This is a genomic window from Hydrogenivirga sp. 128-5-R1-1 (assembly GCF_000171895.1).
Genome location: NZ_ABHJ01000006.1, coordinates 1 through 22908, shown reverse-complemented (window position 1 = coordinate 22908; position 22908 = coordinate 1). Strand labels below are relative to the sequence as shown.

Annotated in this window: 24 protein-coding genes; 8 read left to right on the top strand and 16 right to left on the bottom strand. The window is 51.2% G+C overall.

Features of this window, described 5'->3' with window-relative positions; genetic code table 11:
* Positions 1-6: 6 nt before the first annotated feature.
* Genes HG1285_RS10595 through HG1285_RS10610 form a run of 4 tightly spaced genes read right to left on the bottom strand, consistent with a single transcriptional unit; the run spans position 7 to position 4402 of the window.
* The gene (locus tag HG1285_RS10595) at positions 7-654 is read right to left on the bottom strand and encodes a 3'-5' exonuclease (RefSeq protein ID WP_008287200.1); all 648 of its coding nucleotides are present in this window, start codon (positions 652-654) and stop codon (positions 7-9) included.
* Positions 651-2525, bottom strand: coding sequence for a putative nucleotidyltransferase substrate binding domain-containing protein (locus HG1285_RS10600; protein WP_008287199.1), 1875 nt, complete (start codon positions 2523-2525; stop codon positions 651-653). Before HG1285_RS10600 ends, HG1285_RS10595 begins: the two co-directional genes overlap by 4 nt.
* Positions 2522-4147 (bottom strand): sodium:solute symporter family protein, encoded by a 1626-nt coding sequence (locus tag HG1285_RS10605; protein ID WP_008287198.1) that lies wholly within the window; start codon positions 4145-4147, stop codon positions 2522-2524. The genes HG1285_RS10600 and HG1285_RS10605 overlap by 4 nt, the downstream gene beginning before the upstream one ends.
* A 3-nt stretch (positions 4148-4150) precedes the next feature.
* Positions 4151-4402 carry a sodium/substrate symporter small subunit gene (locus tag HG1285_RS10610; protein WP_008287197.1) on the bottom strand — a complete coding sequence of 84 codons (252 nt, stop codon included), beginning with the start codon at positions 4400-4402 and terminating at the stop codon, positions 4151-4153.
* Positions 4403-4724: 322 nt separating this feature from the next.
* Here HG1285_RS10610 and acs point away from each other — a divergent pair, with 322 nt between their 5' ends.
* Complete coding sequence (acs, locus tag HG1285_RS10615; protein WP_008287196.1) at positions 4725-6626, top strand: acetate--CoA ligase; 1902 nt, start codon at positions 4725-4727, stop codon at positions 6624-6626.
* Between the two features lie 27 nt (positions 6627-6653).
* Here acs and HG1285_RS10620 read toward each other — a convergent pair whose 3' ends face one another.
* The 6 genes from HG1285_RS10620 to HG1285_RS10645 are packed head-to-tail and all read right to left on the bottom strand — an operon-like array spanning position 6654 to position 12053.
* Positions 6654-7370, bottom strand: a complete 717-nt coding sequence (locus tag HG1285_RS10620) for an ABC transporter ATP-binding protein (RefSeq protein ID WP_008287195.1) — start codon at positions 7368-7370, stop codon at positions 6654-6656.
* A complete protein-coding gene (locus tag HG1285_RS10625) occupies positions 7351-8082 on the bottom strand; it encodes an ABC transporter ATP-binding protein (RefSeq protein ID WP_008287194.1) in 732 nt (243 codons plus the stop codon). The genes HG1285_RS10620 and HG1285_RS10625 overlap by 20 nt, the downstream gene beginning before the upstream one ends.
* Positions 8079-8999, bottom strand: a complete 921-nt coding sequence (locus tag HG1285_RS10630; RefSeq protein ID WP_008287193.1) for a branched-chain amino acid ABC transporter permease — start codon at positions 8997-8999, stop codon at positions 8079-8081. Before HG1285_RS10630 ends, HG1285_RS10625 begins: the two co-directional genes overlap by 4 nt.
* A complete protein-coding gene (locus HG1285_RS10635; protein ID WP_008287192.1) occupies positions 8986-9861 on the bottom strand; it encodes a branched-chain amino acid ABC transporter permease in 876 nt (291 codons plus the stop codon). Before HG1285_RS10635 ends, HG1285_RS10630 begins: the two co-directional genes overlap by 14 nt.
* A complete protein-coding gene (locus tag HG1285_RS10640; RefSeq protein WP_008287191.1) occupies positions 9862-11046 on the bottom strand; it encodes an amino acid ABC transporter substrate-binding protein in 1185 nt (394 codons plus the stop codon).
* Positions 11047-11057: 11 nt separating this feature from the next.
* The gene (locus HG1285_RS10645; protein WP_008287190.1) at positions 11058-12053 is read right to left on the bottom strand and encodes a 3-dehydroquinate synthase II; all 996 of its coding nucleotides are present in this window, start codon (positions 12051-12053) and stop codon (positions 11058-11060) included.
* A 54-nt stretch (positions 12054-12107) separates the two neighbouring features.
* Here HG1285_RS10645 and HG1285_RS10650 point away from each other — a divergent pair, with 54 nt between their 5' ends.
* Positions 12108-13025, top strand: a complete 918-nt coding sequence (locus HG1285_RS10650; RefSeq protein ID WP_008287189.1) for a hypothetical protein — start codon at positions 12108-12110, stop codon at positions 13023-13025.
* 17 nt (positions 13026-13042) lie between these two features.
* Here the strand turns inward: HG1285_RS10650 and aspS are convergent, their stop codons facing one another.
* From aspS to HG1285_RS10665, 4 genes are read right to left on the bottom strand one after another with little or no spacing between them, the layout of a single operon-like run.
* Positions 13043-14854 carry an aspartate--tRNA ligase gene (gene aspS / locus HG1285_RS10655; RefSeq protein WP_008287188.1) on the bottom strand — a complete coding sequence of 604 codons (1812 nt, stop codon included), beginning with the start codon at positions 14852-14854 and terminating at the stop codon, positions 13043-13045.
* 57 nt (positions 14855-14911) lie between these two features.
* A complete protein-coding gene (locus tag HG1285_RS10660) occupies positions 14912-15226 on the bottom strand; it encodes a c-type cytochrome (protein WP_008287187.1) in 315 nt (104 codons plus the stop codon).
* 44 nt (positions 15227-15270) lie between these two features.
* Complete coding sequence (locus tag HG1285_RS17330) at positions 15271-15939, bottom strand: SDR family oxidoreductase (RefSeq protein WP_008287186.1); 669 nt, start codon at positions 15937-15939, stop codon at positions 15271-15273.
* On the bottom strand, positions 15936-16340 hold the full coding sequence (locus HG1285_RS10665; RefSeq protein ID WP_232219470.1) for a hypothetical protein: 405 nt from the start codon (positions 16338-16340) through the stop codon (positions 15936-15938). Before HG1285_RS10665 ends, HG1285_RS17330 begins: the two co-directional genes overlap by 4 nt.
* On the opposite strand from HG1285_RS10665, the gene HG1285_RS10670 reads away from it, so the two are divergent.
* Positions 16330-17019, top strand: a complete 690-nt coding sequence (locus HG1285_RS10670; RefSeq protein ID WP_008287184.1) for a rhomboid family intramembrane serine protease — start codon at positions 16330-16332, stop codon at positions 17017-17019. The genes HG1285_RS10665 and HG1285_RS10670 overlap by 11 nt on opposite strands.
* Entirely contained in the window at positions 17019-18749 is a 1731-nt protein-coding gene (locus tag HG1285_RS10675) for a bifunctional 3'-5' exonuclease/DNA polymerase (protein ID WP_008287183.1), read from the top strand. Before HG1285_RS10670 ends, HG1285_RS10675 begins: the two co-directional genes overlap by 1 nt.
* Here the strand turns inward: HG1285_RS10675 and tgt are convergent.
* A complete protein-coding gene (tgt, locus tag HG1285_RS10680; RefSeq protein ID WP_008287182.1) occupies positions 18746-19876 on the bottom strand; it encodes a tRNA guanosine(34) transglycosylase Tgt in 1131 nt (376 codons plus the stop codon). The two genes, HG1285_RS10675 and tgt, sit on opposite strands and share 4 nt — an antisense overlap.
* Before the next feature lie 19 nt (positions 19877-19895).
* Positions 19896-20660 (bottom strand): hypothetical protein, encoded by a 765-nt coding sequence (locus HG1285_RS10685; protein ID WP_157560546.1) that lies wholly within the window; start codon positions 20658-20660, stop codon positions 19896-19898.
* 51 nt (positions 20661-20711) lie between these two features.
* On the opposite strand from HG1285_RS10685, the gene HG1285_RS10690 reads away from it, so the two are divergent.
* From HG1285_RS10690 to HG1285_RS10705, 4 genes are all read left to right on the top strand, one after another.
* Positions 20712-21173 (top strand): DUF1232 domain-containing protein, encoded by a 462-nt coding sequence (locus HG1285_RS10690; protein WP_008287180.1) that lies wholly within the window; start codon positions 20712-20714, stop codon positions 21171-21173.
* Between the two features lie 3 nt (positions 21174-21176).
* Positions 21177-21434, top strand: a complete 258-nt coding sequence (locus HG1285_RS10695; protein ID WP_157560545.1) for a hypothetical protein — start codon at positions 21177-21179, stop codon at positions 21432-21434.
* Positions 21435-21438: 4 nt separating this feature from the next.
* A complete protein-coding gene (locus HG1285_RS10700; RefSeq protein WP_008287178.1) occupies positions 21439-22368 on the top strand; it encodes a hypothetical protein in 930 nt (309 codons plus the stop codon).
* Positions 22369-22381: 13 nt separating this feature from the next.
* A partial coding sequence (locus HG1285_RS10705) for a hypothetical protein (RefSeq protein ID WP_008287177.1) occupies positions 22382-22908 on the top strand: 527 nt, incomplete at its 3' end.

Sequence of the window (22908 nt, the reverse complement as noted above, 5' to 3'; positions counted from 1 at the left end):
GGTATATTAAAGCATGAGGGGAAGGGAAGAGAGGTTTGCTCCCCTGAACCTCTTGAGGAGTTTCAGGAATACGAGGGCGGTTATGTAAGCGTCATCAAGGGCTGAGTGAGCCCCCACCACCGGTATGCCGAGCTCCTCCGCTATATCTTTTAGACTCCCTTCCCTACCACCTCTCTTCTTCCAGAGCCGGAAAACGTCAAGCCTGTAATTCAACAGGGGTAAACCGAGAACTTTAAGGCTGTATTTTTCTACGATCTTCCGGTCAAACTCAACGTTGAAGCCCACGAGAACGCTCCCCCTCACATACTCCATGAAGTCTTCCAGCACCCTATCGTGGGACTCAGCCTTCTTTTCAAGCTCGTGGGGTGTTATCCCGTGTATCTCCACGGATACCCTCGTGAGCTCTTTGGGTTTTACGAACCTGTGGAAGCTTTCGGAGAGGTTGAAGGAGTAGTTTACCACCCTGAGAGCACCTATAGAGACGAGCTCTGCCCTCCTCAGATCGAGCCCTGTCGTTTCTGTGTCAAATACGACGAACGTCGTCTCTTCAACCTTCTGTTTCAGGTTTACATCCCTGAAAAACCTTCCGAAGTTAGGGTTAGACCCGTACCTGCGCAGGAGACAACTCTTCTTTATGTTCAGGTAGAGGTTCATCTCGGTAGACTGGCTGTGTACCTTCTCTCTATGAAGCCCTGAAAGTCTTCCACTATGCGGAGGGAATCCTTTAGCAGGTCTCTCTCAAGCTTGCCGAGCTTCTCGGGGTTCACGTAGTTGTCCGGACTCATCCCCTCCCTGAGCTTCTCTATCTGGTTCTTGAGCCGTAGGGTCTGAAGAAAGGTGTAAGCCTCGCTTAAGTCTGACGCCATGTCGGGCGGTAGAAGGTTTTTCTCCCTGAGCTTCTCTATCCTATCAAGGGTTGAGGTCTCTCTCGCCTTTCCCTTAAGGGAGAGTGCCCTTACGCCCTGAGTTATGGGGAATATACCCCCCTTCTTTATGTCAAGTTCGCCTCTGTGCTCTCCTTTAGTCTCAAGCACGAACCTCTTCATGAAACCTATGGGGGGTTTGAATCTTATCGCATCAAGGAGCATGTAGGCTATGAAGAGCTCTTCTCCTTCAAGAGTATTAAAGATAAAATCCCTCAACCTCTCAACCAGCTCGGAGCTGCCGAAGGCATTCCTGAAGTCAAAGAATATACCCAGCTTAAGGGTGTGTTCGGGCTCTGGTTTCAGAAGCCAGCTCCTGAGCCTTTCCTCCCACCTGCCTATGCCCATCCTCCACTCGGGATTGGACACCATAACGTTCCCCGGGCAGGGGGGGAAGCCTATCTCTATGAGAGTTTTAGTGTATATCTCTCCGAAGCGGTTGAAGTACTCCTCAACGTCTATATCAAGCATGGGGTATGTGTCATCGTATATGAGGGCGTTGTCTTGGTCTGTCTTTAGGGTCTGCTCTCTCCTGCCCTCGCTTCCCAGAACCATGATGCTGAAGGGAACAGGTGGCTCCATCTGGAGCTCCTGTATCGTGAGGAACACCGCACGAGCCATTATCTTGTCGTTCATCTCCGATATGAGTCTGCCAATGTAGTTCACCTTTAGACCTTCCGAGAAGAGGTCTATAACCATGTCCTCAACGAGGGAGTATATGTAGCGGAGGTCTTCAACGCTACGGGCTTTCTCTATCTCCTTTATTAGGACTACAAGGTTCTTGCTCTCGTGGGCTATGATGTCCTTGTCCTCAATAACGCCTATCAGGCGTCCGTCCCGGCTTACCCCGAGTCTCCTTATGTTCTTGTTAGCCATCTCTATTATGGCTTCAAAGAGAAAGCTGTCCTCTTCAACAGCTACCACCGGGTAGCTCATTATCTCTGAGAGGCGTGTGCTGGAGGGGTCTCTCCCCTCGGCGACGACCCGTTTGATTATGTCCCTCTCGGTAACTATGCCCGTCTGTCCGTTCCCCACGAAGACACAGGAGAAGTTCTTCTCCCTCATAAGCCTTGCTGCCTCAAGGACGCTATCCTCTCCCCTTAAAAGGGGCACCGCCTTCACCTTTATGTCCTTAACCCTCAGTGTAAGGAACCGCTCTAAGGAGCCCACGTCCTTCAGGGGGGTCTTCACCATCTTCACTGTGGCAGAGAGCTTTTTTGCAAGGCTCCTGGCGAAGAAGAGCTCAAACTCCTCGTACTTCTCTATGAGTTTTAGAAAGACCTCCTTGGGAAGGAGGTAGAGTATCGCGTCCTGAACCACCCTTGCGGTTGATGTGGGAGGCTCTCCACTGAGAAGGGAAGGGTATCCGAAGACATCTCCCTCGTGGAGGAAGTCTATCTCCTGTCCGTCAAGCTCAAGGGATACAGCACCCTTGCGGATTATGTACAGGTACTCAAGGGGCTTTGAATTCTCGGTGAAGATGACCTCATCCTTTGAGTAGTAGCGGACTATTATGTGGAAAGAGAGAGCCCCCAGAGAGGACGCTGGGAGCGTGGAGAAGGGATAGTGTTCTCTTAAAAACCTCTCAACATCATGTATCATACCCCGTGTATCTTCTTAGGATACCTCAGCTCCTCAACGAGTTTCTGTATCCTCTCGGAGGGAGGAGGCGTTGCCATCGTAACCACGACCGTGACTATGAGGTTAGCTATGAGCCCGAACAGTCCGGAAGCTGTGTGCTGTATTCCCCACAGGGATACGCCCTGGTACTTGTTCAGGTATATGTAGGCTATCGTCACCAGCAGACCGACGACGAGACCTGCTATCGCACCCTGTCTGTTGAGACGCTTCCAGAAGACTCCGAGAACCAGTGCGGGGAAGAAGGATGCTGTTGCCAGGGAGAACGCCCATGCGACTATCTGGACTATGAAGGCTATCTTCTGGGCAGCTATGAATCCTCCTATCACACCGGCAACCGCAACGGCGACCTTTCCGAGGAGAACCACCTTCTTTTCAGGAGCGTCCGGATTTATCATCTTGGCGTAGAGGTCGTTGGAAACAGCTGCCGCTATAACGAGCAGGAGACCGTCAGCGGTTGATAGGGCTGCGGCAAGACCACCAGCCATGACGAAGAACCCGACCACGGCGGCGAGTCCGGCTATCTCCGGGGTTGCGAGGACAACTATGTCCCTGTGTATGTTTAGCTCAGCCCACTGGATTATGCCGTCGCCGTTCTTGTCTATAACCTTGAAGAGTCCCGTCTCAGCCCACTTCTGAGCCCATGCGGGCAACTGGTCTATGGGCTTACCGACCACGTCCTTGAGTATGACGAATCGTGCGAAGGCTGCGTAGGCGGGGGCTGTTAGGTAGAGTATGGCTATGAAGAAGAGAGCCCAACCGGCGCTTATCCTCGCGTCCCTGACGGAGGGCGTTGTGAAGAACCTCATCAGAACGTGGGGAAGGGCTGCCGTTCCAGCCATGAGAACGAAGGTTAGAGCGAGGAACTGGGCGAGGTTGAACTTGACGAAGGGCTCCACGTAGTGGGGCGTTAGCCCGTACTGGGTCTCAAGCTCAACTATGTTCTGGAGAACCTTTCCGTAAAGGAACTGGGGAAGGGGAACTCCGAACCACTGGGTAGCCAGTATGGAAACGGGCAGGAGGTACGCGGTTATAAGGACTATGTACTGGGCAACCTGTGTCCAGGTTATGGACTTCATACCACCGAGGACGGTGGTCGCTATTATGATCACCATTCCTATGGCTATACCCAGCTCAAAGGGAACCCCGAAGAGCCTTCCCATTATGATGCCCACACCGGCAACCTGACCCACCATGTAGGTGAAGCTTATGATTATCGCCGTTATGAGGGCGACGAGCCTTGCGAAGTTACTCTCGTATCTCTCTGCTATGAAGTCGGGAACCGTGTACTTTCCGAACTTCCTGAGGTACGGGGCTATAAGCAGAGCCAGCAGGACGTAACCGCCAGTCCATCCCATTATGTAGGCGAGACCATCGTATCCGAGAGCGTAAAGGGCACCCGCCATAGATATGAATGAGGCGGCACTCATCCAGTCTGCGGCGACAGCCATACCGTTCCAGAAGGCTGGTATCCTCCTTCCGGCAACGTAGAACTCAGCCGCTTCGGTAGCCCTATTGTATATGGCTATCGCCATGAAGAGGAGAACTATACCGAAGACTATGATGTAGCCAACTATGTTTTCCATGGCTCACTCCTCCACTCCGTACTTTTGGTCAAGCTTGTTCATGACGTAGGCGTAAACGAAGATGAGGACAACGAAGGTTATAACTGACAGCTGGGCGCTGACCCAATAGTGCATCGGGAACCCAAATATGCTCATCTTGCTCAGGGGCTTGGCTAACAGGGCTCCCACGTAGGACACAAGGAACCATATAACCAGGAGAACCGTTATCAGCCGCACGTTCTCCCGGTGGTATGCCTCAAGCTTTTCCTTGTCCATCCCGCACACCTCCTTATTAAAATTTCGTTTTAAAGTTTACAAAACGGGATTTCAGTTGTCAAATTTTATGTTAAATAAAACACTGTTTTATTTTAAAGAGGCATATTTTGCCGGCAAAAGTAAATTTTTATGGGTATTTAATATAAATTAAATACAAATTGCATACAGCACATTCTTAACACATTGATAACACTTGGTAATTTGCTCGCATAAGTATATGCTTATAAGCTGAAATAAAACGTTGTTTTACTTTAAAACTTGGGTTGTTAGGTTTAAAAATAGAGTTTAAAATTTAAAACAAACTGGAAGAGGAGGTGGAACTATGGCTGAACAGGAAAAGGCGGAGGTTCTTCTCAAGGTAAAGGAGAAATACGAGCCTCCTAAGGAGATAGTTGAGAGGGCATGGATAAAGGACTACGAGTCCCTTTACAAGGAGTCCATTGAGGACAGAGAGGGTTTCTGGGCTAAAGTCGCCGAGGAGCTCCACTGGTTCAAGAAGTGGGACAAGGTTCTTGAGTGGAACTTCCCCTACGCCAAGTGGTTCGTGGGAGGAAAGACCAACATAACCTACAACTGCCTTGATAGACACGTGGAGAACGGCAAGAGAAACAAGGTCGCTTACATATACGTGGACGAGGACAACAACGAGAAAAAGGTAACTTACGGGGAACTCCTTGAGCTCGTCAGCAGGATAGCGAACGGTTTCAAGAAGCTCGGAGTTCAGAAGGGAGACAGGGTTTCCATATACATGCCGAACACCATAGAGGCTATAGCGGTCATGCTGGCATGTGCCCGGATAGGTGCCATACATAGCGTCGTCTTCGCAGGGTTTTCGGAGGGAGCTCTCAGAACGAGGATAGAGGATGCAAAGGCGAAGATAGTCGTTACGGCAAGCTACACCAAGAGGAGGGGAAAGAGGATAGACCTGCTGCCCACCGTGAAGAAGGCTGTGGACGGACTTGACTTCGTGGAGAAGGTCGTCGTGTGGGACAGGGACGGAGACGTCCTCTCCGAGGAGGAGGGAGAGCTCTTCGTTGACCTCGGTGAACTGATAAAGAACTCAGAGCCTCACTGCGAACCCGAGGTTATGGATGCTGAGGATCCCCTCTTCATACTTTACACCTCTGGGACTACCGGCAAGCCCAAGGGCGTCCTGCACACCACAGGAGGCTACATGGTTCAGACCTACTTTACCTCAAAGGTGGTCTTTGACCTCCACGAGGACGATATATTCTGGTGCACGGCGGATATAGGCTGGATAACCGGTCACTCCTACATAGTCTACGGGATACTCGCCAACGGTGTGACCTCCATAGTGGTTGAGGGTGCGCCCGACTACCCCGATCCGGGAAGGTGGTGGGGCTACGTTGAAAAGTACAGGGCGAACGTGTTCTACACCGCTCCCACAGCGATAAGGATGTTTATGAGGTACGGAGAGGAGTGGCCCGCTAAGTACGACCTCTCCTCTCTCAGAATACTCGGTTCCGTGGGAGAGCCCATAAACCCTGAAGCGTGGCACTGGTACTACGAGAACATAGGTAGGGGCAAGTGTGTGATCGTGGATACGTGGTGGCAGACGGAGACCGGAGCTCACATGATAACCACCGTTCCCTCTTACCCAGCCAAACCAGGAAAGGCAGGAAAGCCCATGTTCACCGTTGAGGTTGATATAGTTGATAAGGACGGAAAGAAGCTTCCTCCGGACACGGTCGGCTTCCTCGTCATAAAGACCCCCTGGCCCTCCATGCTGAGAACCTGCTGGGGAGAACCTGAGAGGTATGAAAAGTACTGGAATACTATTCCCGGCGTTTACTTTGCTGGAGACCTCGCCTCGTACGACGAGGAAGGTTACATAATGATCCTCGGTAGAGCTGATGACGTTATAAACGTTGCAGGACACAGGATAGGAACCATGGAGGTTGAGAGCGCCCTCGTTGACCACCCGGCGGTAGCCGAAGCGGCTGTCATAGGAAAACCCCACGAGGTAAAGGGAGAGTCAATAAAGGCTTTCGTGATACTCAAGAAGGGTGTTGAGCCTTCCGAGAAGCTGGTTGAAGAGCTCAAGCTCCACGTTAGGAACGAACTGGGTCCTATAGCAGTTCCCGACGAGATAGAGTTCGTGGAGAAGCTCCCCAAGACGAGGAGCGGAAAGATAATGAGGAGGGTTCTGAAGGCTCAGGAGCTCGGTCTGGACGTCGGAGACGTTTCCACGCTGGAGGACTGATAGGAAGGGGGCTCCTCGCCCCCTTTTTTAAAGAACGCTCAGGTAGGTTCTCCTTATGGAGTCCCTCTCAAGGAGTTCCTCCGAATAACCTTCGTCAACCACCTCACCTAAGTCAAAGACGTAAGCCCTGTTGGATACCTCAAGGGCTAAGGATACCTCCTGCTCAACTATGAGCATGGATATTTTCTCCCTTTCCCGTATGCTCAGGAGAGTTTCAGCGAGTCTGTCCACTACCGCAGGGGCGAGACCGAGGGAGAGCTCGTCTATCATAAGGAGCTTAGGTTCGCTCATAAGTGCCCTGCCTATGGAGAGCATCTGTTGCTGCCCTCCCGATAGGTCTCCTGCGAGATCCTTCCTCTTACCTTTCAGCTCCGGGAAGTAGGAGTAAACCCTGTCCAGGTTTTCCTTCACGCGGGAGCGTTTCGTCCATGAGCCCATGATCAGATTCTCCTCCACGCTCATACCCAGGAAGAGCCTCCTGCCCTCAGAGGCGAGGGCAAGTCCCCTCTTGACCCTCTCCTGGGGCGCGAGGTGAGTGAGTGTCTCTCCGAAGAAGCGAACGCTCCCTCCCCACTCTTTCAACAGACCCGCTACCACCTTCAGAAAGGTGCTCTTTCCCGAGCCGTTGGAGCCGAAGATAGCCACAACTTCCCCTTCATAGACGTGCAGCGTTATACCCTTGAGAATTTCCACGTCGCCGTAACCTGCCGTTAATTCCTTTACCTCAAGAACCTTTTCTGCCATACCTCTCTCCAAGATAAGCTTTCACCACCACCGGGTCTTTAGCCATCTCCTCGGGACTTCCGTCAAATATAAGTTTCCCTTCACTCAGGACGAGAACCCTCCGGGTGAGCTGAAAGAGAGCCTTGAGCACGTGCTCCACGAGGAGCAGCGTTATGCCCCTTTCCTCGTTCAACCTCTTCAGGAGTTCCACTATCTCTCTCACGGATACCGGGTTCAGACCGGCGAAAACCTCGTCAAGTAAGAGCAGTTTAGGCTTGAGGGCGAGAGCCCTCGCGAGCTCAAGGCGTTTCCTCTGGGCGAGGGAGAGTGAGTCCGCCATGTCGTGGGTCTTGTGGGAGAGCCCTACGGCGTCTATCAGCTCTTCGGCTAAGTTCCTGTCAGCCTTCAGGGGGGAGCCGTAGTGGAGGGGTATAAGGACGTTCTCCAGAACCGTCAGGTTTCCGAAGAGCCTCGTTATCTGGAAGGTTCTACTCATTCCCATTCTGGCACGGGAGCTCGGTCTTAGGGAGCTAACCTTTTTTCCCTGAAATAACACCTCTCCCCTGTCCTCTCGGAGTATGCCCGATATCACGTTCATGAGGGTGGTCTTCCCCGAGCCGTTGGGACCTACTATGCCGAGGACTTCCCCCTCTTCAAGGGAGAAGCTCACACCCTCCATAACCCTGTTGCCGCCGAAGCTCTTGTACAGGTCTCTAACCTCAAGGAGTGTCATCTCCGCACCCCCACTATGCCTCTCGGCAGGAGGAGAACCACCAGCACTATTAGAGCTCCGAGCACCACTCCGTGCAGTTCAAGGAGCCGACTCCACACCACCTCCGAAACCAGCTCAAGGAAGAAGGCACCCAAGACCGGTCCCACCGTGCTCCCCACCCCACCGAGGAGCAGCGCGACGAAGGTCTTTACAGATAGAAGGGGGTCAAAGACCGAGGGGGGATCTATGTAAGTTATCCAGTAGGCGTAAACTCCTCCAGCAAGCCCCGTTGTCAGAGCCATCAGCGTGAAGGAGACGCTCTTGAAGACCAGCGTGTTTACCCCGAGTGTCTCAGCGGCGAGCTCGTCCTCCCTTATAGCCTTAAGGGCATACCCGAACACAGACCTGTCTATGTACACGTTCAGGAAGAATAGTCCGGCCGTGAGGAACAGGAAGAGCAAATAGAATACGTAGTCCTCCATGACACCCCTGTATATGGGAAGGTTTATGCCGTAGGAACCACCGGTAAATTCCAGGTTTGCCACCATCTCGGCGAGAGCAAGCTGGAGTGCTAGGGTCGCTATGGCAAAGTAGTGGCTCCTCAATCTCATGAGGACCGGTGCCACCGCGAGGGCTATCAGAGCCGAGACAATACCTCCAAGCGGTATTGATAGGTAAAAGGGCATGCCCAAGCTCTTTGAGAGGACGCCTGCGGCGTAACTTCCCACACCGAAGAAGGCTATGCCCCCGAAGGCGGGGTAGCCCGTGTACCCGAGGAGGACGTTCTGGGAGAGGGCTAAGGATGTGAGCATGAGGGCTGAGCTGAAAACCCTCAGCAGATACCCTGAGGGGAGGGAGTCCCCTGCCACCTCCAGCAGTGCGGGTAGCAATCCCAGAAGGAGCAAAAAGCTAAGGATAAGCTTCTCAGGTCTCGCCATAGTACTTTCCACCAAACAGACCCCTCGGTCTGAGCAGAAGGACGGCTGTCATCACCACGAGGGAGGCGAAGAGCTTCCAGCCCTCACCCCAGTAAAAGGAGACGAATATCTCCATGAAGCCGAGGAACATCCCTCCCACGAAGGCGCTCTCCACCCTTCCAAGACCCCCGATTATGCTGACGAGAAAAGCCTTTATGGTGAGGAAACCTCCGTCAAAGGGTGTGAATCCCTGGAGCAGCCCGTACATGTTGCCGGATGATAGGGCTATACCGGTGCCGAGTCCGGACACCACGAGGAAAATACGGGAGGGGTCTATGCCTACGAGCTGGGCACCTTCCCTGTCAAGGGCGACAGCCCTTATCGCTCGCCCAGTCCACGTCTTTGTGAGAAACAGAAAGAGCCCTGCGGTCAGTAGAACAGCCAGGAAGAATACGAAAAGCTTCACGTAGGGGACTATAACGTTTCCGAGGAGAAAGCTCCCCTCAGCGTAGGGGACGTCCAGCGAACGTATGTCGGCTTTGAAGATCAGGTTGAGGAGGTGGGAGAGCAGTATGTCAAGACCGAAGGTGAGTATCAGAACCATAAAGGGCTCGTAGCCCATCAATCTTTGAAGTAGGAGCCTCTGGAGGAGTGTTCCCAGGAGGAAACCGCACCCGAAGCTCAGTGGCAGGGACAGGACGGGATCGAGTCCAAGGATGGTATAGAGGCTGTAGGACAGGTAAGAACCAAGGACTATGAAGCTCCCGTAGGCGAGGTTTATTATGTTCAGGACACCCCAGCTCAGGGAAAACCCGAGGGACATGAAGGCGTAAAAGGCGCCCAAAAGGAGGGACTCAACCGTAAGTTGAAGGATGATATCCATTTACTTCCAGGCAGGTTTAGGATAGACGGGTTCAGCTTCCTGAAAGGGATACACGGTCAGGGGCTTTCCACCCTGTATCTGTATGACAGCCATGGGCTTGGTGTTTATCTTTCCTGTCTCGTCAAAGCCTATGATGCCGTAGAAGGTCTCCTCCTTCATGCTGAGCAATGCCTCTCTGACCCTGTCTATATCAAGGGAGCCTGCCCTTTCAAGGGCGAGCTGGAGGGCAAGGGCTGCGGCGGTTCCACCTGCAGCGTGGTATTCGGGCTCTTCCCCGTACTTTTTCCTGAAGGCTTTCACGTATCCCCGTGTGCTGCCAAAGAGGGGGTCTTTGTATGAGAAGGCTTTAGTCCACTGAACGGGACCGAATATGAACTCGGCGTCCTTCCCGAGAGCTTTAACGAAGGCTGGTACCGGGGGTCCCACGGTTAGCCCGAGAAACTTGGGGTTTATCCTGAACTGCTTCAGCTGTTTTACGACCAAGACCGAGTCTTTGAAGTGCCCTGCCCCTATGACCACTTCGGGCTTCTTCAGCCTGAGCTTCAGCATGAGGGACGAGAGGTCTTGGGTGCCCTTGGGGTAGCTCTCAAAGAGGACTACCCTTAGACCGTGCCTCTTGGCGGTTTTTAGCGCTCCCCTCGCGGCGTCCTCGGAGAATATGTCTTTTTCGTATATTATGGCTACGCTCTTGGGCTTTGGTTTCAGGCTCACGGCGAGTTCTATCAGGTTCTTTCCGTAATCGGACGCTACGTTGAACACGCCGAACACGTGCTTGTAGCCCTGTTTGTATATCTTTGACGAGGCTCCGCCTCCCTGAACCATCAGGGCTCTGTGTTTTTCCACAACACCTGCACTCGCGAATACCTGAGAGCTCCCGTAGGGTCCGAGTATGAACCTTATACCCTCTTCGGTTATGAGCTTCTCAACGAGCTTGGCGGTAGTTCTGGGGTCGCTCTGGTCGTCGTAGTAGACTATCTCAACCCTGTACCTTTTGTCGCCCACCTTTACTCCGCCTCTGGAGTTTACCGTCTCCTTCCAAAGTTCGTAGCCCTTCTTCAGTAGCTCACCTTCCTTGGCGTACTTGCCGGTGAAGGACACAGCTGCACCAAGCCTTAGAACCTCTTGGGAAAGCGCAACAGACAGACTCCAGCCTAAAAGCAAGAATAGAAGACCTAAAACCCTCATCTCAGCACTCCCTACTTTTCTATTATCGTCTCCTCAACCTTCATGCCGAAATGCCTTCCCGCCTCCTCCACGTAGCCGAGGACTTCATCGCCCTCCTTTAACTCCGCCACGGACAAGGGCGTCCCGTCCGGCCTGGTCAGCCTTATGGTTTCGGCGTTCTGTAGTATGCAGCTTAGCTTCCTGTCCTCATACTTGCCTTCCACGAGCAGCATGGGTCTTCTCTCAACCTTTGACCTGCCAACGTAGACTACCCTTCCCCTGCCCTCGTGGTTGTACACCATGACTTGATCTCCCGCGTTGAGTTCACAGAGGTACTTGGTCTTGTTGTTGGGCACCCTTATGTACATGTGAACCGCTCCAGCGTTTACCCTGAAGGGTCTGGAGGCGACGTAGGGGTTCTCCTCCGTCTCGGCGTGGACGAGGAACATGCCGGCAGAAGAGTTGCCCACGAGCATACCCTCTCCCCTGCTCATGAGAGAGGTTGTGTCAACACAAACCCTGTCTCCAAGCCCCAGAGGCAGTATCCTCGTTATCTTCACCGTGACGAGCTCAAGCTTCTCCTGTGCAGCCTCAAGCGCCTTGCCGACGCGCTTTATCTCATTTATATCCTCCGTCTTAAGAACTATCCCTTTAACACCCTTTTCAAGGGTCTGGAGGGCGACCTCAGCCTCATGGGCGTTCTTTACCACGGCGTAAAGCTCTTCCCTCTGGGCTATCAGGTTCTCAAGAGGTATTATCGTCCAGTCGGTCGTCTCAACTATGACCTTTACTTCAGGTGGATACTTGGCAGCCTTCTCTTCGTCCTCCTTCCCCTCAATCTTGACGTAAACCACCTCTCTGCCAAGCTCAAGGTCTCCCCCCGGTGCTATCACGGTCGTCCTCGCCAGTTTCTTGACCTCTTTTGCCTTCTCCTTATCCGGCACGACTATGGCTGTGGCACCGGACTCAAGGGCTGTTGTGACCAGCTTCTTATCGTAAGGCTCTACCCATACCCAGAACTCTTTCATGCTGATAAGTATAACAAAATCCCTATATAATACCTGTGGTCTGGGAGGGAAGGAATGAAAAGAGCACCCCTTTTTATACTCGGGACGATCCTTTTAGTTCTCTTTGCGGTAGGTGCGGTGCAGGTTTACGCCAACAAGAAGGCTGAGGAAAAGGTAGAGGAGCTCTTTGAGAGGTTCGGTCTTGAAGAGAAAAGCACCTACCGGGAGGTCAATTACTCCCTGCTGAGCGGAACCGTGGAGGTTTCCGGTCTGAACCTCGTAACGGACGAGGGTAGCAGTCACATAGACAGGCTTGTCATAAAGAAGCTCACGGACACGGACATTGAGGTGTACGCCTTCGGTATGAGGGGGGAGGATAAGGACTTCAGGAAGCTGGAGGAGCAGCTCAGAGCACTCGGCTACGACGACGTCCGTATGAACACATACGTCTCTTTGAGCCTCTATGAGGATACGAAGGAGCTCCTCGTCAGGAAGGTAGGCGTGGAAGTTCCGGGCGCCTTCAGGACGGAGGTCAGCTTCAAACTCACGGGCATAGACAGAGAGTTCATAAACGACCTGAAGGGGCTTGAAGGAGAAGGGGACGACAGGGAAAAGGTCGCCCGTATAGCCAACAGGTTGAAGAGGGTTTACCTGAACGAGCTCAGCTTGAAGTTGACGGATCCCGGCTTCATGAACAGGCTCCTTGAGAAGGAGGCGAGGGATAAGAAGAAAAGCGTTGAGGAGCTCAAAAGGGATATCCTGAGGGGGATAGAGAACTCAATCGCTGAGGACTCTTCCGAGTTTGAGAAGACCCTGGTGGAGGGTGTGTCCAGGCTCATAGAACACGGCGGAACCCTTGTCCTGGAAGCACGCCCGAGGGAGCCCGTTAGCTTTGAGAACCTCGTCCTTTACACGCTCATGGCTCTGCAGACGCGGGACTTCTCCCACTTTGTCAAAGAGCTCAACCTCAAGGTTAAATACCAGGAGGTATGAACCTAACGCCGCAGGCGTCACTCAGAGACCTTTATGTGAACTTCCTTTAGCTGTTTGGGTGTGACGTAGTCGGGGGCTGACGTGAGCATGCATATCCCCTTCTGGGTCTTGGGGAAGGCTATAACGTCCCTTATGGAGTCCAGTCCCCTCATCAGCGCTACGAGCCTGTCCAGTCCGAAGGCAAGACCCCCGTGGGGGGGTGCGCCGAACCTGAGGGCTTCCAGCAGAAAACCGAACTTCTCCTGGGCTTCCACTTCACCTATGTCCAATAGCTTGAAAACGACCTCCTGAAGGTCGGTGGTGTGGATACGGATAGAACCTCCTCCCACCTCTTCTCCGTTTATTACGAGGTCGTAGGCGCGCGCCCTTACCGAGTGAACGAGCCTTTTCCTTTCCTCAATGTCGTCCGTCTTCAGGGCTTCCTTGAGCTTGGGTATGTCCTCCTCCCTCGGGGCTGTGAAGGGGTGGTGCAGGGATACAAATCTACCCTCCTCCTCGTCCCACTCCATAAGGGGGAAGTCAACGACCCATAGGACGTCCCACCTGCTCTCATCTATGAGCCCGTGACTCTTAGCGAGCTCAAGGCGGAGCGCTCCGAGAACCTTGTAAACCATCTCCTTGCTGTCCGCCGAGAAGAATATCACATCTCCCTCTTCAGCCTTAACCCGCTCAAGGAGGTTCTCGGTTTCCTCCTCGGAGAAGAACTTAACTATCGGTGATACAAGCTTACCGGCTTCAACCTTTATCCAGGCGAGACCCTTAGCCCCGAGCTTCTGGACGAACCTCGTCAGGTCGTCTATCTCCTTTCTTGAGAGGTTGCTGCCCTTGAAGTTTATCGCCTTTATGATGCCTCCCTTGTCTAGGACACCCTTGAATACCTTGAACTCCGTGTTCTTGAATATGTCGGACAGCTCTATGAGCTCCAGCCCAAACCTCCTATCGGGCTTGTCGGAACCGAAGCGTTCCATAACCTCCCCGTAGGGGAGTCTCTCAAAGGGAGTGCTTAGCTCAACGCCGAGCAGTTCCTTGAAAAGGTGTGCCACGAGCCTCTCCGCTACGCCGATCACGTCATCCTCGTTTACGAAGGACATCTCGTAGTCTATCTGGGTGAACTCCGGCTGTCTGTCAGCCCTGAGGTCTTCGTCCCTGAAACACTTTACCACCTGAAAGTACCTATCAAACCCTGAGACCATGAGTATCTGCTTGAATAACTGAGGAGACTGGGGCAGGGCGTAAAACTTCCCCGGGTGGAGCCTTGAAGGAACTATGAAGTCCCTCGCACCCTCGGGGGTTGACTTGGTCAGAAATGGGGTCTCTATCTCTACGAAGCCTTCCTCCTCAAAGAAGCGCCTCGTCAGTTGGTAGAACTTGTGCCTGAACAGCATGTTCTCCATCATGGAGAACCTTCTGAGATCTATGTACCTGTACTTGAGCTTTAACTCCTCCGATACGTTGGTCTCCTCTTCCACCGGAAAAGGCGGAACCTCCGAGGTGTTGAAAACCCTTATATCTTCCGCCACGACCTCAACGTATCCGGTCTTCAGCTTGGGGTTCTCTGTACCCTCCGGTCTCCTCCTGACCTTTCCCCTGATACCCACCACCCATTCGGGTTTCACCCTGTCAGCCTTCTCGTAGGCAGTGGGGTTGGAGCTCTCCTCGGCAACGACCTGAACTATACCTTCCCGGTCTCTGAGGTCTATAAAAACGACGCCACCGTGGTTCCTTACCCTGTGAACCCAACCGCACAGGTTGAGCTCTCTGTCTATGTCTTCTAAGGATACTTCACCGCAGTACTTGTCTCTCTTAAAGTTGCCGAAGGATTCTATCATGGGGGAATATTATAGGGAGATTTTGGGGTGGAAGGGGGCTCAAAGCCCCCGAAGGACTTACTTGAAGCTGAGCATGTACTGGGCGAGAGCCTTGAGCTGGTCTTCGGGAAGGTTCTTTACCATCGTGAGCTGAGCCTTCATTATGGCTTCCTTTGCAGGGTCAACTATGGCGGGTGCCTGACCCTTGAGGAACTTCACGAGCTCTGCTTCCTTGCCGGCGTAAGCTTTAGCTATCTTTTTGAGGGAGGGTCCTACCGTGTCAGCGTTGGGCTGGTGACAGGATGCACATCCCTTTGACTTGAATATGGCGGCTCCGTCAGCGGCGAAAGCCATTCCTCCCGCGAGTATCATAACGGCGAACAGTTTCCTCATATCCGCACCTCCGTTTAAGGAAATTCTAATAACATGATACCACATTAGAGGTAGTCCCACACGTCCACATCGCTACCGCTCGGCTTGCTTATGTCTCCCGAGGCCACCCTGTATATGACCCTGGCTATTTCCGATGGGTCTGCACCGACGAAGTTAGTCATTCTCGTCGCTGTCATTCCGGGGTTCACGACGTAGGCTTTAACCCTGTCCTCCTCCTGAGCGAGGGCTTGTGTAAAACCCCTTACTCCAAACTTTGTGGCGCAGTAGGTCGTGAGCTCCGCAAAGCCCCTTTTCCCCGCACCGCTACCTATGTTTATGACCATCTCCCTTATGTAGGGAAGGGCTACCTTTGTCAGCTTTATAAGTCCTTCCAGGTTCACCCTCACCTGCTCCCCTATCTCTTCAAAGCTCTGCTCCCTGAGGGGCTTCCAGGCTAAAACCCCTGCGTTGTTTATGAGTATGTCTATCCTTCCGTACCGCTCCGCAGTCTCTTGAACACACCTGACTATACTCTCGTTGTCCATCAGGTTAAGGTGAAGGAGCGAGACGTCTTCAGCGCCCAGCTCAAGACATCTGAGCTTCGTCTTCTCGCCCTCTTCCTTGTCTTTGTAGTAGGTGATTACAAGGTTTGCTCCCGCCTTAGCAAACTCGTAGGCGGTGTGCCTGCCTATGCCTATGCTTGATCCGGTTATGAGAACTACCTTCCCTCTCACTTCTTCTCTTCAAGGGGAGTGCATCTGTTAACGTCCCCGAAGCACTCGGGACAGAGGTCAAAGAACACGAGCAATCCCAGACCTCCCAGCATCATGTTCACCTGGGTGACCACGAGGTTCTCCTGCCTGTCAGGGAGTATCTGGTATTTGTCAAGCTCCTTACCACAGCCGGTTTTATTTTCCGCGTCTCCGAGCCTGTGAAACTGAAAGACGAGCCTCTTTGTCCTCCTGCACTTCATCCACTTGGGTTCTAAGTCAAGTATGACGAAGTTTATCTGAACGTTCTCGTCCGCGAGCTTCGCTTTCTCCATGAGCCTCTTCATCTTCTCTGGGTCTGTCATAGCCTCAACCTCCGATGTGGTATTATACGTGGTCGGAGGTCGCCCAAAAATGATACCCATTAGGGATATAAACCCTTCAAGGAGCTTCCCCGTAGTTAACGTTGGGATAATAATCCTGTGTTCAGTCGTATGGCTCTACGAGTGGAGCCTGTCCCAGAAGGTTCTTGTAACTATACAGGGGCAGATAAACGCCCTTGAGATCTTCATAAGGCAGTACGGTCTCGTGCCGGCAAAGGTGTTTGAACAGCCTTACACCCTGCTGACCCACATGTTCTTACACGGGGGCTGGTTCCATGTGATAGGCAATATGTGGTTTCTTTGGGTCTTCGGGGACAACGTTGAGGACAGGCTCGGGAAGTTCAGATATGTCGTCTTTTACGTTCTTACGGGTCTCGCCGCCGCCATAACTCAGGTGCTCATAAGTCTCGCCTTTGGTGGTGGCAACGTGCCCATGGTTGGTGCGAGCGGTGCCGTGAGCGGGATCCTCGGTGCATACCTGCGACTCTTTCCCCATGCGAGGATACTCGCCCTAGTTCCCGTGTTCTTCTTCATGACCTTCATGGAGCTACCTGCGGTTGTATTCATAGGTCTCTGGTTCTTCATACAGCTTGTGAACGGTATAGTCTCCCTACCCCTCGTTGGTTTGGGCGGTGTAGCCTGGTGGGCTCACATAGGGGGCTTTGTCGCCGGGTACTTTTTGATTGATAAGTTCTTAGGGAAGCGTAGATATTATTATTAATGAAGTATGAATACGTTACGGAAAAGGCACACCTGGGGAGGGCTGTCGCAAGCCTTGAGAGGGTTCCCTACCTGTTCATAGACACGGAAACGACGGGAGATCGCATAAGACTCTTTCAGGTGGGAGACGAGGAGAGGATATTCGTCATAGACCTCTTTGACCTTCCCGAGGCTGTTGATGTTCTTAAGGAGCTCATCGCGAAGAAGGGCGTGGTGGGTCACAACCTCAAGTTTGACCTCAAGTTCATGTACCCACTCGGTATAGTCCCCTACGCGACCTTTGACACCATGATAGGGAGCTTCCTGCTCGGGTACGAGAGGCACTCTCTCAGTCACGTTGCGGAGAGGCTGCTCGGTTACACCATGGACAAGTCCCTCCAGCTATCGGACTGGTCAAGGACGGCTCTGACTAAACAGCAGATAGAGTACGCTGCCACCGATGTTCTCGTTGTCAGGGAGCTCTTCTACAAGATGAGGGAGAAGCTCAACGCTCTGGGAGAGACCGACAGGGGTGAAGAGCTTCTTAGAACCAGGACGGCGAGGGTGTTTGGTCTTACAAATCCTGCAACCGTGGTTGAGATGGCTTTCGTTCAAGAGATAGCCAGGCTGGAGATGAACGGTATACCCGTTGATGAGGAGGAGATAGAGAGGCTATCCAGAGAGTACGAAAAAAAACTTCAAAAGCTCATAATGGACTTTTACATAAAGTACAGAATAGACCCCATGTCGCCCAAGCAGATAGGTAGTTTCCTTACGGGCAGGCTCGGTCTTGAACTACCGGAGACCCAGAAGGGGAACATATCAACCGACGACAAGACCCTCGCCGAGTTTTCCCACGTTAAGGAGGTCAGGGACATCCTGGAGATAAGGAGGATAAAGAAGGCTCTGGACAAGCTCAAGGAGCTGAAGGGCTTTATAAGGAACGGCAGGGTTTACCCTGAGTTCAGACAGATAGGGGCTGTGACCGGGAGGATGTCCAGCTCAAACCCAAACGTCCAGAACATACCTCGGGACATGAGGAGCCTGTTCAGGGCTTCCGAGGGCAACCTCTTCGTGATAGCGGACTTCTCCCAGATTGAGCTAAGGATTGCGGCGGAGTACGTACAGGATGAGAACATGCTTAGAGCTTTCAGGGAGGGAAGGGACCTGCACAGATACACCGCGAGCCTCGTCCTTGAAAAGCCCGAGGAGGAGATAACCAAAGAGGAGAGACAGCTTGCTAAGGCTATGAACTTCGGGCTAATATACGGGATCTCCGCCAGAGGACTCTCCGAGTATGCGAGGAGCAGTTACGGAGTTGAGCTTGAGATTGAGGCGGCGGACGTTTTCAGACAGAAGTTCTTTAAGTTCTTCCACGCCTTTAAAGACTGGCACGACAGCGTCAAGAGGGAGCTGAAGGAGAACAAGGAGGTTGTCGGTACAACCTTACTCGGGAGACCTTACAGGGCGAGCACCTTCACCGATGCTGTTAACTACCCCATACAGGGGACGGGGGCAGACCTTCTGAAGCTTGCGGTTTTGATGTTTGATGTGGAAACGAGGAAGAAGGGACTCTCAGCGAGGGTGGTCAACCTCGTCCATGACGAGATAGTGGTTGAGTGTCCGCAGGAGCTCGCAGAACAGATTAAAGAGTCCCTTGAGCACGCCATGGTTCATGCTGGAAGTATAGTTCTAAAGCACGTTCCCGTAGAGGTAGAGAGCGTTGTGGACGAGAGGTGGGTAAAGGGTTAGAGCTTCTTCGTCACATTCTCTAAAGTTTCCCTTTTATAATCCTCAAACCTTCCTCCCTCAATAGCCTCCCTCATATCCTCCATCATTTTCAGGTAGAAGCGGAGGTTGTGGATCGTGTTCAGGACGTAAGAGCTTATCTCCTCCGCAACGAAGAGGTGCCTCAGGTAAGCCTTAGTAAAGTTCCTGCAGGTGTAGCAGTCGCAGTTTGGGTCAAGGGGTGAGAAGTCCTTCTTGTACTTCTCGTGCCTTATGTTAACAACGCCGAGGGAGGTGTAAAGGGTTCCCGTCCTCGCGTTCCTCGTGGGGACGACGCAGTCAAACATATCAACACCCACAGCGACTGCGTTTATTATGTCCTCCGGCTTGCCCACACCCATGAGGTACCTCGGCTTGTCCTCGGGCAGGTGCTCACAAACGAGTTCAGCCATTGAGTACATGATCTCCTTAGGCTCTCCCACCGAGAGCCCCCCTATGGCGTATCCCAGAAGTTCCCTCTCCACAGTCATCCTGACAGCCTCAAGGCGGAGCTTCTCCGAGAAGGCTCCCTGAACTATCCCGAATAGAGCCTGATCCTCCCTCCTTTTGGCTCTTATGCTCCTGTCAAGCCAGCTTAAAGTCCTTGAAAGGGCTTTTCTGGCGTAGTCCTCATCTATCGGATACTCCACGCACTCGTCAAGGGGCATGATTATGTCCGAACCGAACACTTCTTGAATCTGAATGACCCTTTCGGGTGTAAAGAAGTGAAGGTCTCCCGCGAGGTGATCCCTGAACTCCACCCCTTCGTCTGTAACCTTAACCTTTGATTTTCTGTCCCCGAACCTCCCCTGAGCCAAAGAGAATACCTGATACCCTCCGCTGTCCGTGAGTATGGGCTTTTCCCAGGATATAAAGCTGTGGAGACTTCCAGCCTCAGATATAACCTCTGTTCCGGGTCTGAGGTAGAGGTGATAGGTGTTGCCGAGCATTATCTGCGCTCCAATCTCCTCAAGGAGCCTGTGGGTCATAGCCTTCACAGTCCCCTGCGTCCCCACCGGCATGAAGACGGGCGTGTCTATCACACCTCTGGGAGTTGTCAGCCTTCCCCTTCTGGCCTTCCCGTCCTTTTTGAGAAGCTGGAACTTGAACATGGATCGTTTATTTTAACCTCTACCTGCAGGCTACCCTCTCCAGATACCATCTCACGTCCCAGGCGCTCATTACCTCTTCATAATCCACCCCCAGACTTCTCGCCCTCGCCCTCATGAGCTCTTCTTTTTGTAAGGGATCGAAGACACCTCTGCTTGCGGAGATTATTTCCAGGTAGGCTTCGTAGCTCGGATCTGTAAAGGTCAGCTCATCTCTGTAAGCCCTTATCTCCTCAAGACCTACAGATTTCCTCTCTGCCATGTAACTGTGCAGGGGATCTTTTCCCCTCTCCCATCTTGGCCTTGCAGGATCAACACCCCAGAGCCTCAGGAGCTTGGCATATTCTAAAAAGACTCTAAGCCTCTCTTTGGGATTGACCTCCCATCTTCCCACTATCTCCTCAGCTGTCCTGAGCTGAGTAACGAACCACTCCCTGCTCTGTGTGTTTATCAGGTAACAGGCCACGAACCTCTTGAGGGGAACCCCCGATTCCCTGAAAACCCTGAAGTAAGCCATGCCTACAGCTGGTCTGATACTTTCTATGTTTACGAGAGTTGAAAGATTCTCAGGGAAAGGACAGAAACCCTCGTCGTATTCCCTAATAAACTTCACCCTACCACTGAAAGGGGATAACACAAGCCAGGAGGATGGAGAATCGGTTATAAGGTCTATCCCGAGTATGAACTCTACGTTCTCAGGAGCATAGAAGGGCAATTTGAAAAGGTAATCGTTGAAGACCACGCTTACAAAGTTATTTCGCGAAAGACATATGTCAAGACTTGACAATATATATTGCATTCGCTATATTATTGAGGAGATCTTGAGGAGGTGGTAAATATGAGCGAAAGGATTTCCGAGGACCAGATCAGAGCAGAGTTCGAAAGATTGACCGAAAGAACTTCGGAAAAGGACATCGAGAAAGCGGTTAGGGGGTCCGACAGGATTTACGATAAGGTGGAAAGAAGTTCCGTCCTGAGCAGGGAGATCGGAAAGGTGAAACTTCTCCTTATGCTGATCAAGGACTACTGGAACGGCGACTATACCGAACTCCCATACAGGACCATAGTTGCGGTTGCGATAGCTCTCCTCTACATACTCAATCCTATAGACCTCATACCTGATGTGATCCCCATCCTCGGCCAGATGGACGACCTTGCCATGCTCATGTTTGTCTGGAAGATGATATCAGAGGACGTTAAAGATTACGCCTTATGGAAAGTAGAAAATACGAAAGATGAAAGTCTAAAGAAGCTTATAGCTGAGGCTTTCGGTGAGAACATCCTCCCGGAAAGTGTATAATCTTTGCAGATAAAGAGGGAAGTAATGGGGAATCTACTTAGGATTCTCCTCGGGCTGGCACTCTTTAAATATTTCAAAAAGCGAAGGGAAAGGCCGTTTAACAAAACGAGTATTCCCCTTGATGAGAACGAAGACTTCATAGACCTTGGCGGTGGCTACAAGATGCCAACGAGCGCTTGGAAGCCTCCAAAGTTGTGGGGGAAGATAGAGCTCAGGCCACCGTGGGGGGTCAGGGTGCATAGAGGAGAAAAAAGGAGGTGAAATGATGAGCCAAAAAGGACCGACTCTCAAAAATTGTGTTTGGGACATTTTAAAAAGCGCTGATGAAGAAACATTAAAAGAGATGTTGGCTATATCAGAATTGGGAAAGAAATATCTCGATATACGAGACGAGAAATATAAAGAAGAAAAAAGAAATTTACATTCAATGCTTAACTTTAACACTACAAAGCCAATTAAATATGACCTAATAAAGACTATCATAGAGAACATGAACGAGGCTATGACTGAGGGTATGGGAATTGTAGACAAATTCAGGAATATGGATAAATATCCAAAGCAACTGCAAGAATGTGTTAAAGCCTTGACTTTAGCCCTGGAGAGAAAAGCAAAAGATCTTAAAGATGAGGAGTGGAAAAGAAGTTTGCGTAAGATTAGAGAAGAGTATAAAAATATAGAACTAACTTGTGAGCAGAGTATTAAGCTTGAAGAAATTATAGTGGATTTGTTATTAGACGCATATTTGAGAACTATGCCTAAAAATGATAGAGAAAATATAGTTAAACAGATTATAGCAAATCTTCAGAAATATGCTAGTATGGAAAATATAGATTTATCGAAAGTTAATGTGGGTTATATACTTACACATGGAGGATTAATAGCTTTAAGGCAAGCTCTTGGCTTTAAATTCCATATACTAACTGCCATAGTAATAAACAGCATATGGAACTATACGGGAGCTTTACTAGCTGGCTCTGGATTATCCTTAGCTGTTAATGCGATAATACAAAGGGTTGTAGCAACGGTACTTGGACCGCTTGGATGGATAATAGTTATTATTTCCACACTTGCTCTTGTTTCTAAACTTTTGAATCCAAGGGAATATGATAAATACATACCTTTAGTGGTTTACATTTATATTTTGCGTCACAATATCCACAAAACTATAGAAACTTTAAAAGATTTACCAGAGTAGGAGGTGTTAAATCATGCTACATGAAATTGTGGTTTCTCCTCCTAACGATCCAGTTATATTGGAGGGTTTAAAGCAGGGAATATATAAAGTTACAGGCGGAGTAATAAGAGAAGCAAATGGAGGAAAAATAGTTGCTCATATGAGAGAGGTAGGAAATTTGACTACACAGGGATTGATGAGCTCTTTAGGTCCTTTAATGCCTTACGTGAACGTTGGTATTGGTGTTCTCACCTTGGCAGCTGTAGCTTTATCCACATATTATCTTTCAAAGCAGATATCAAGACTTAGTGAGAAGCTTGATAAACTATTTACAGAGATTCAAAAAATTAGACAAGATGTGGAACTTGTCAAAGCTATAGAGGTGTTTAAAGATTTAAAGTCCGGTTTGCTTTTTTCTGAAGACTTGATAAGAAATAAGAATCTTAGATGGGAGCTACTTACAGAGAGGCTTAAAACATTTAGAAGAGCAGTAGCTGTTTATGATACATATATAAGTTATGCTTTTACAAAACTATTTAACGGCTCGAATCCAGAAGTAGT

Bases quoted from the DNA above. Each gene is read 5' to 3' on its own strand.
- HG1285_RS10620 (WP_008287195.1), bottom strand. From the start codon at position 7,370: ATGGCAGAAAAGGTTCTTGAGGTAAAGGAATTAACGGCAGGTTACGGC.
- HG1285_RS10690 (WP_008287180.1), top strand. From the start codon at position 20,712: ATGAGCGAAAGGATTTCCGAGGACCAGATCAGAGCAGAGTTCGAAAGA.
- HG1285_RS10595 (WP_008287200.1), bottom strand. From the start codon at position 654: ATGAACCTCTACCTGAACATAAAGAAGAGTTGTCTCCTGCGCAGGTAC.
- aspS (WP_008287188.1), bottom strand. From the start codon at position 14,854: ATGATAGAATCCTTCGGCAACTTTAAGAGAGACAAGTACTGCGGTGAA.
- HG1285_RS10605 (WP_008287198.1), bottom strand. From the start codon at position 4,147: ATGGAAAACATAGTTGGCTACATCATAGTCTTCGGTATAGTTCTCCTC.
- HG1285_RS10675 (WP_008287183.1), top strand. From the start codon at position 17,019: ATGAAGTATGAATACGTTACGGAAAAGGCACACCTGGGGAGGGCTGTC.
- HG1285_RS10670 (WP_008287184.1), top strand. From the start codon at position 16,330: ATGATACCCATTAGGGATATAAACCCTTCAAGGAGCTTCCCCGTAGTT.
- HG1285_RS10640 (WP_008287191.1), bottom strand. From the start codon at position 11,046: ATGAGGGTTTTAGGTCTTCTATTCTTGCTTTTAGGCTGGAGTCTGTCT.
- HG1285_RS10700 (WP_008287178.1), top strand. From the start codon at position 21,439: ATGAGCCAAAAAGGACCGACTCTCAAAAATTGTGTTTGGGACATTTTA.
- HG1285_RS10625 (WP_008287194.1), bottom strand. From the start codon at position 8,082: ATGACACTCCTTGAGGTTAGAGACCTGTACAAGAGCTTCGGCGGCAAC.
- HG1285_RS10635 (WP_008287192.1), bottom strand. From the start codon at position 9,861: ATGGATATCATCCTTCAACTTACGGTTGAGTCCCTCCTTTTGGGCGCC.
- HG1285_RS10610 (WP_008287197.1), bottom strand. From the start codon at position 4,402: ATGGACAAGGAAAAGCTTGAGGCATACCACCGGGAGAACGTGCGGCTG.
- tgt (WP_008287182.1), bottom strand. From the start codon at position 19,876: ATGTTCAAGTTCCAGCTTCTCAAAAAGGACGGGAAGGCCAGAAGGGGA.
- HG1285_RS10650 (WP_008287189.1), top strand. From the start codon at position 12,108: ATGAAAAGAGCACCCCTTTTTATACTCGGGACGATCCTTTTAGTTCTC.
- HG1285_RS10665 (WP_232219470.1), bottom strand. From the start codon at position 16,340: ATGGGTATCATTTTTGGGCGACCTCCGACCACGTATAATACCACATCG.
- HG1285_RS10660 (WP_008287187.1), bottom strand. From the start codon at position 15,226: ATGAGGAAACTGTTCGCCGTTATGATACTCGCGGGAGGAATGGCTTTC.
- HG1285_RS10600 (WP_008287199.1), bottom strand. From the start codon at position 2,525: ATGATACATGATGTTGAGAGGTTTTTAAGAGAACACTATCCCTTCTCC.
- HG1285_RS10630 (WP_008287193.1), bottom strand. From the start codon at position 8,999: ATGGCGAGACCTGAGAAGCTTATCCTTAGCTTTTTGCTCCTTCTGGGA.
- HG1285_RS10645 (WP_008287190.1), bottom strand. From the start codon at position 12,053: ATGAAAGAGTTCTGGGTATGGGTAGAGCCTTACGATAAGAAGCTGGTC.
- acs (WP_008287196.1), top strand. From the start codon at position 4,725: ATGGCTGAACAGGAAAAGGCGGAGGTTCTTCTCAAGGTAAAGGAGAAA.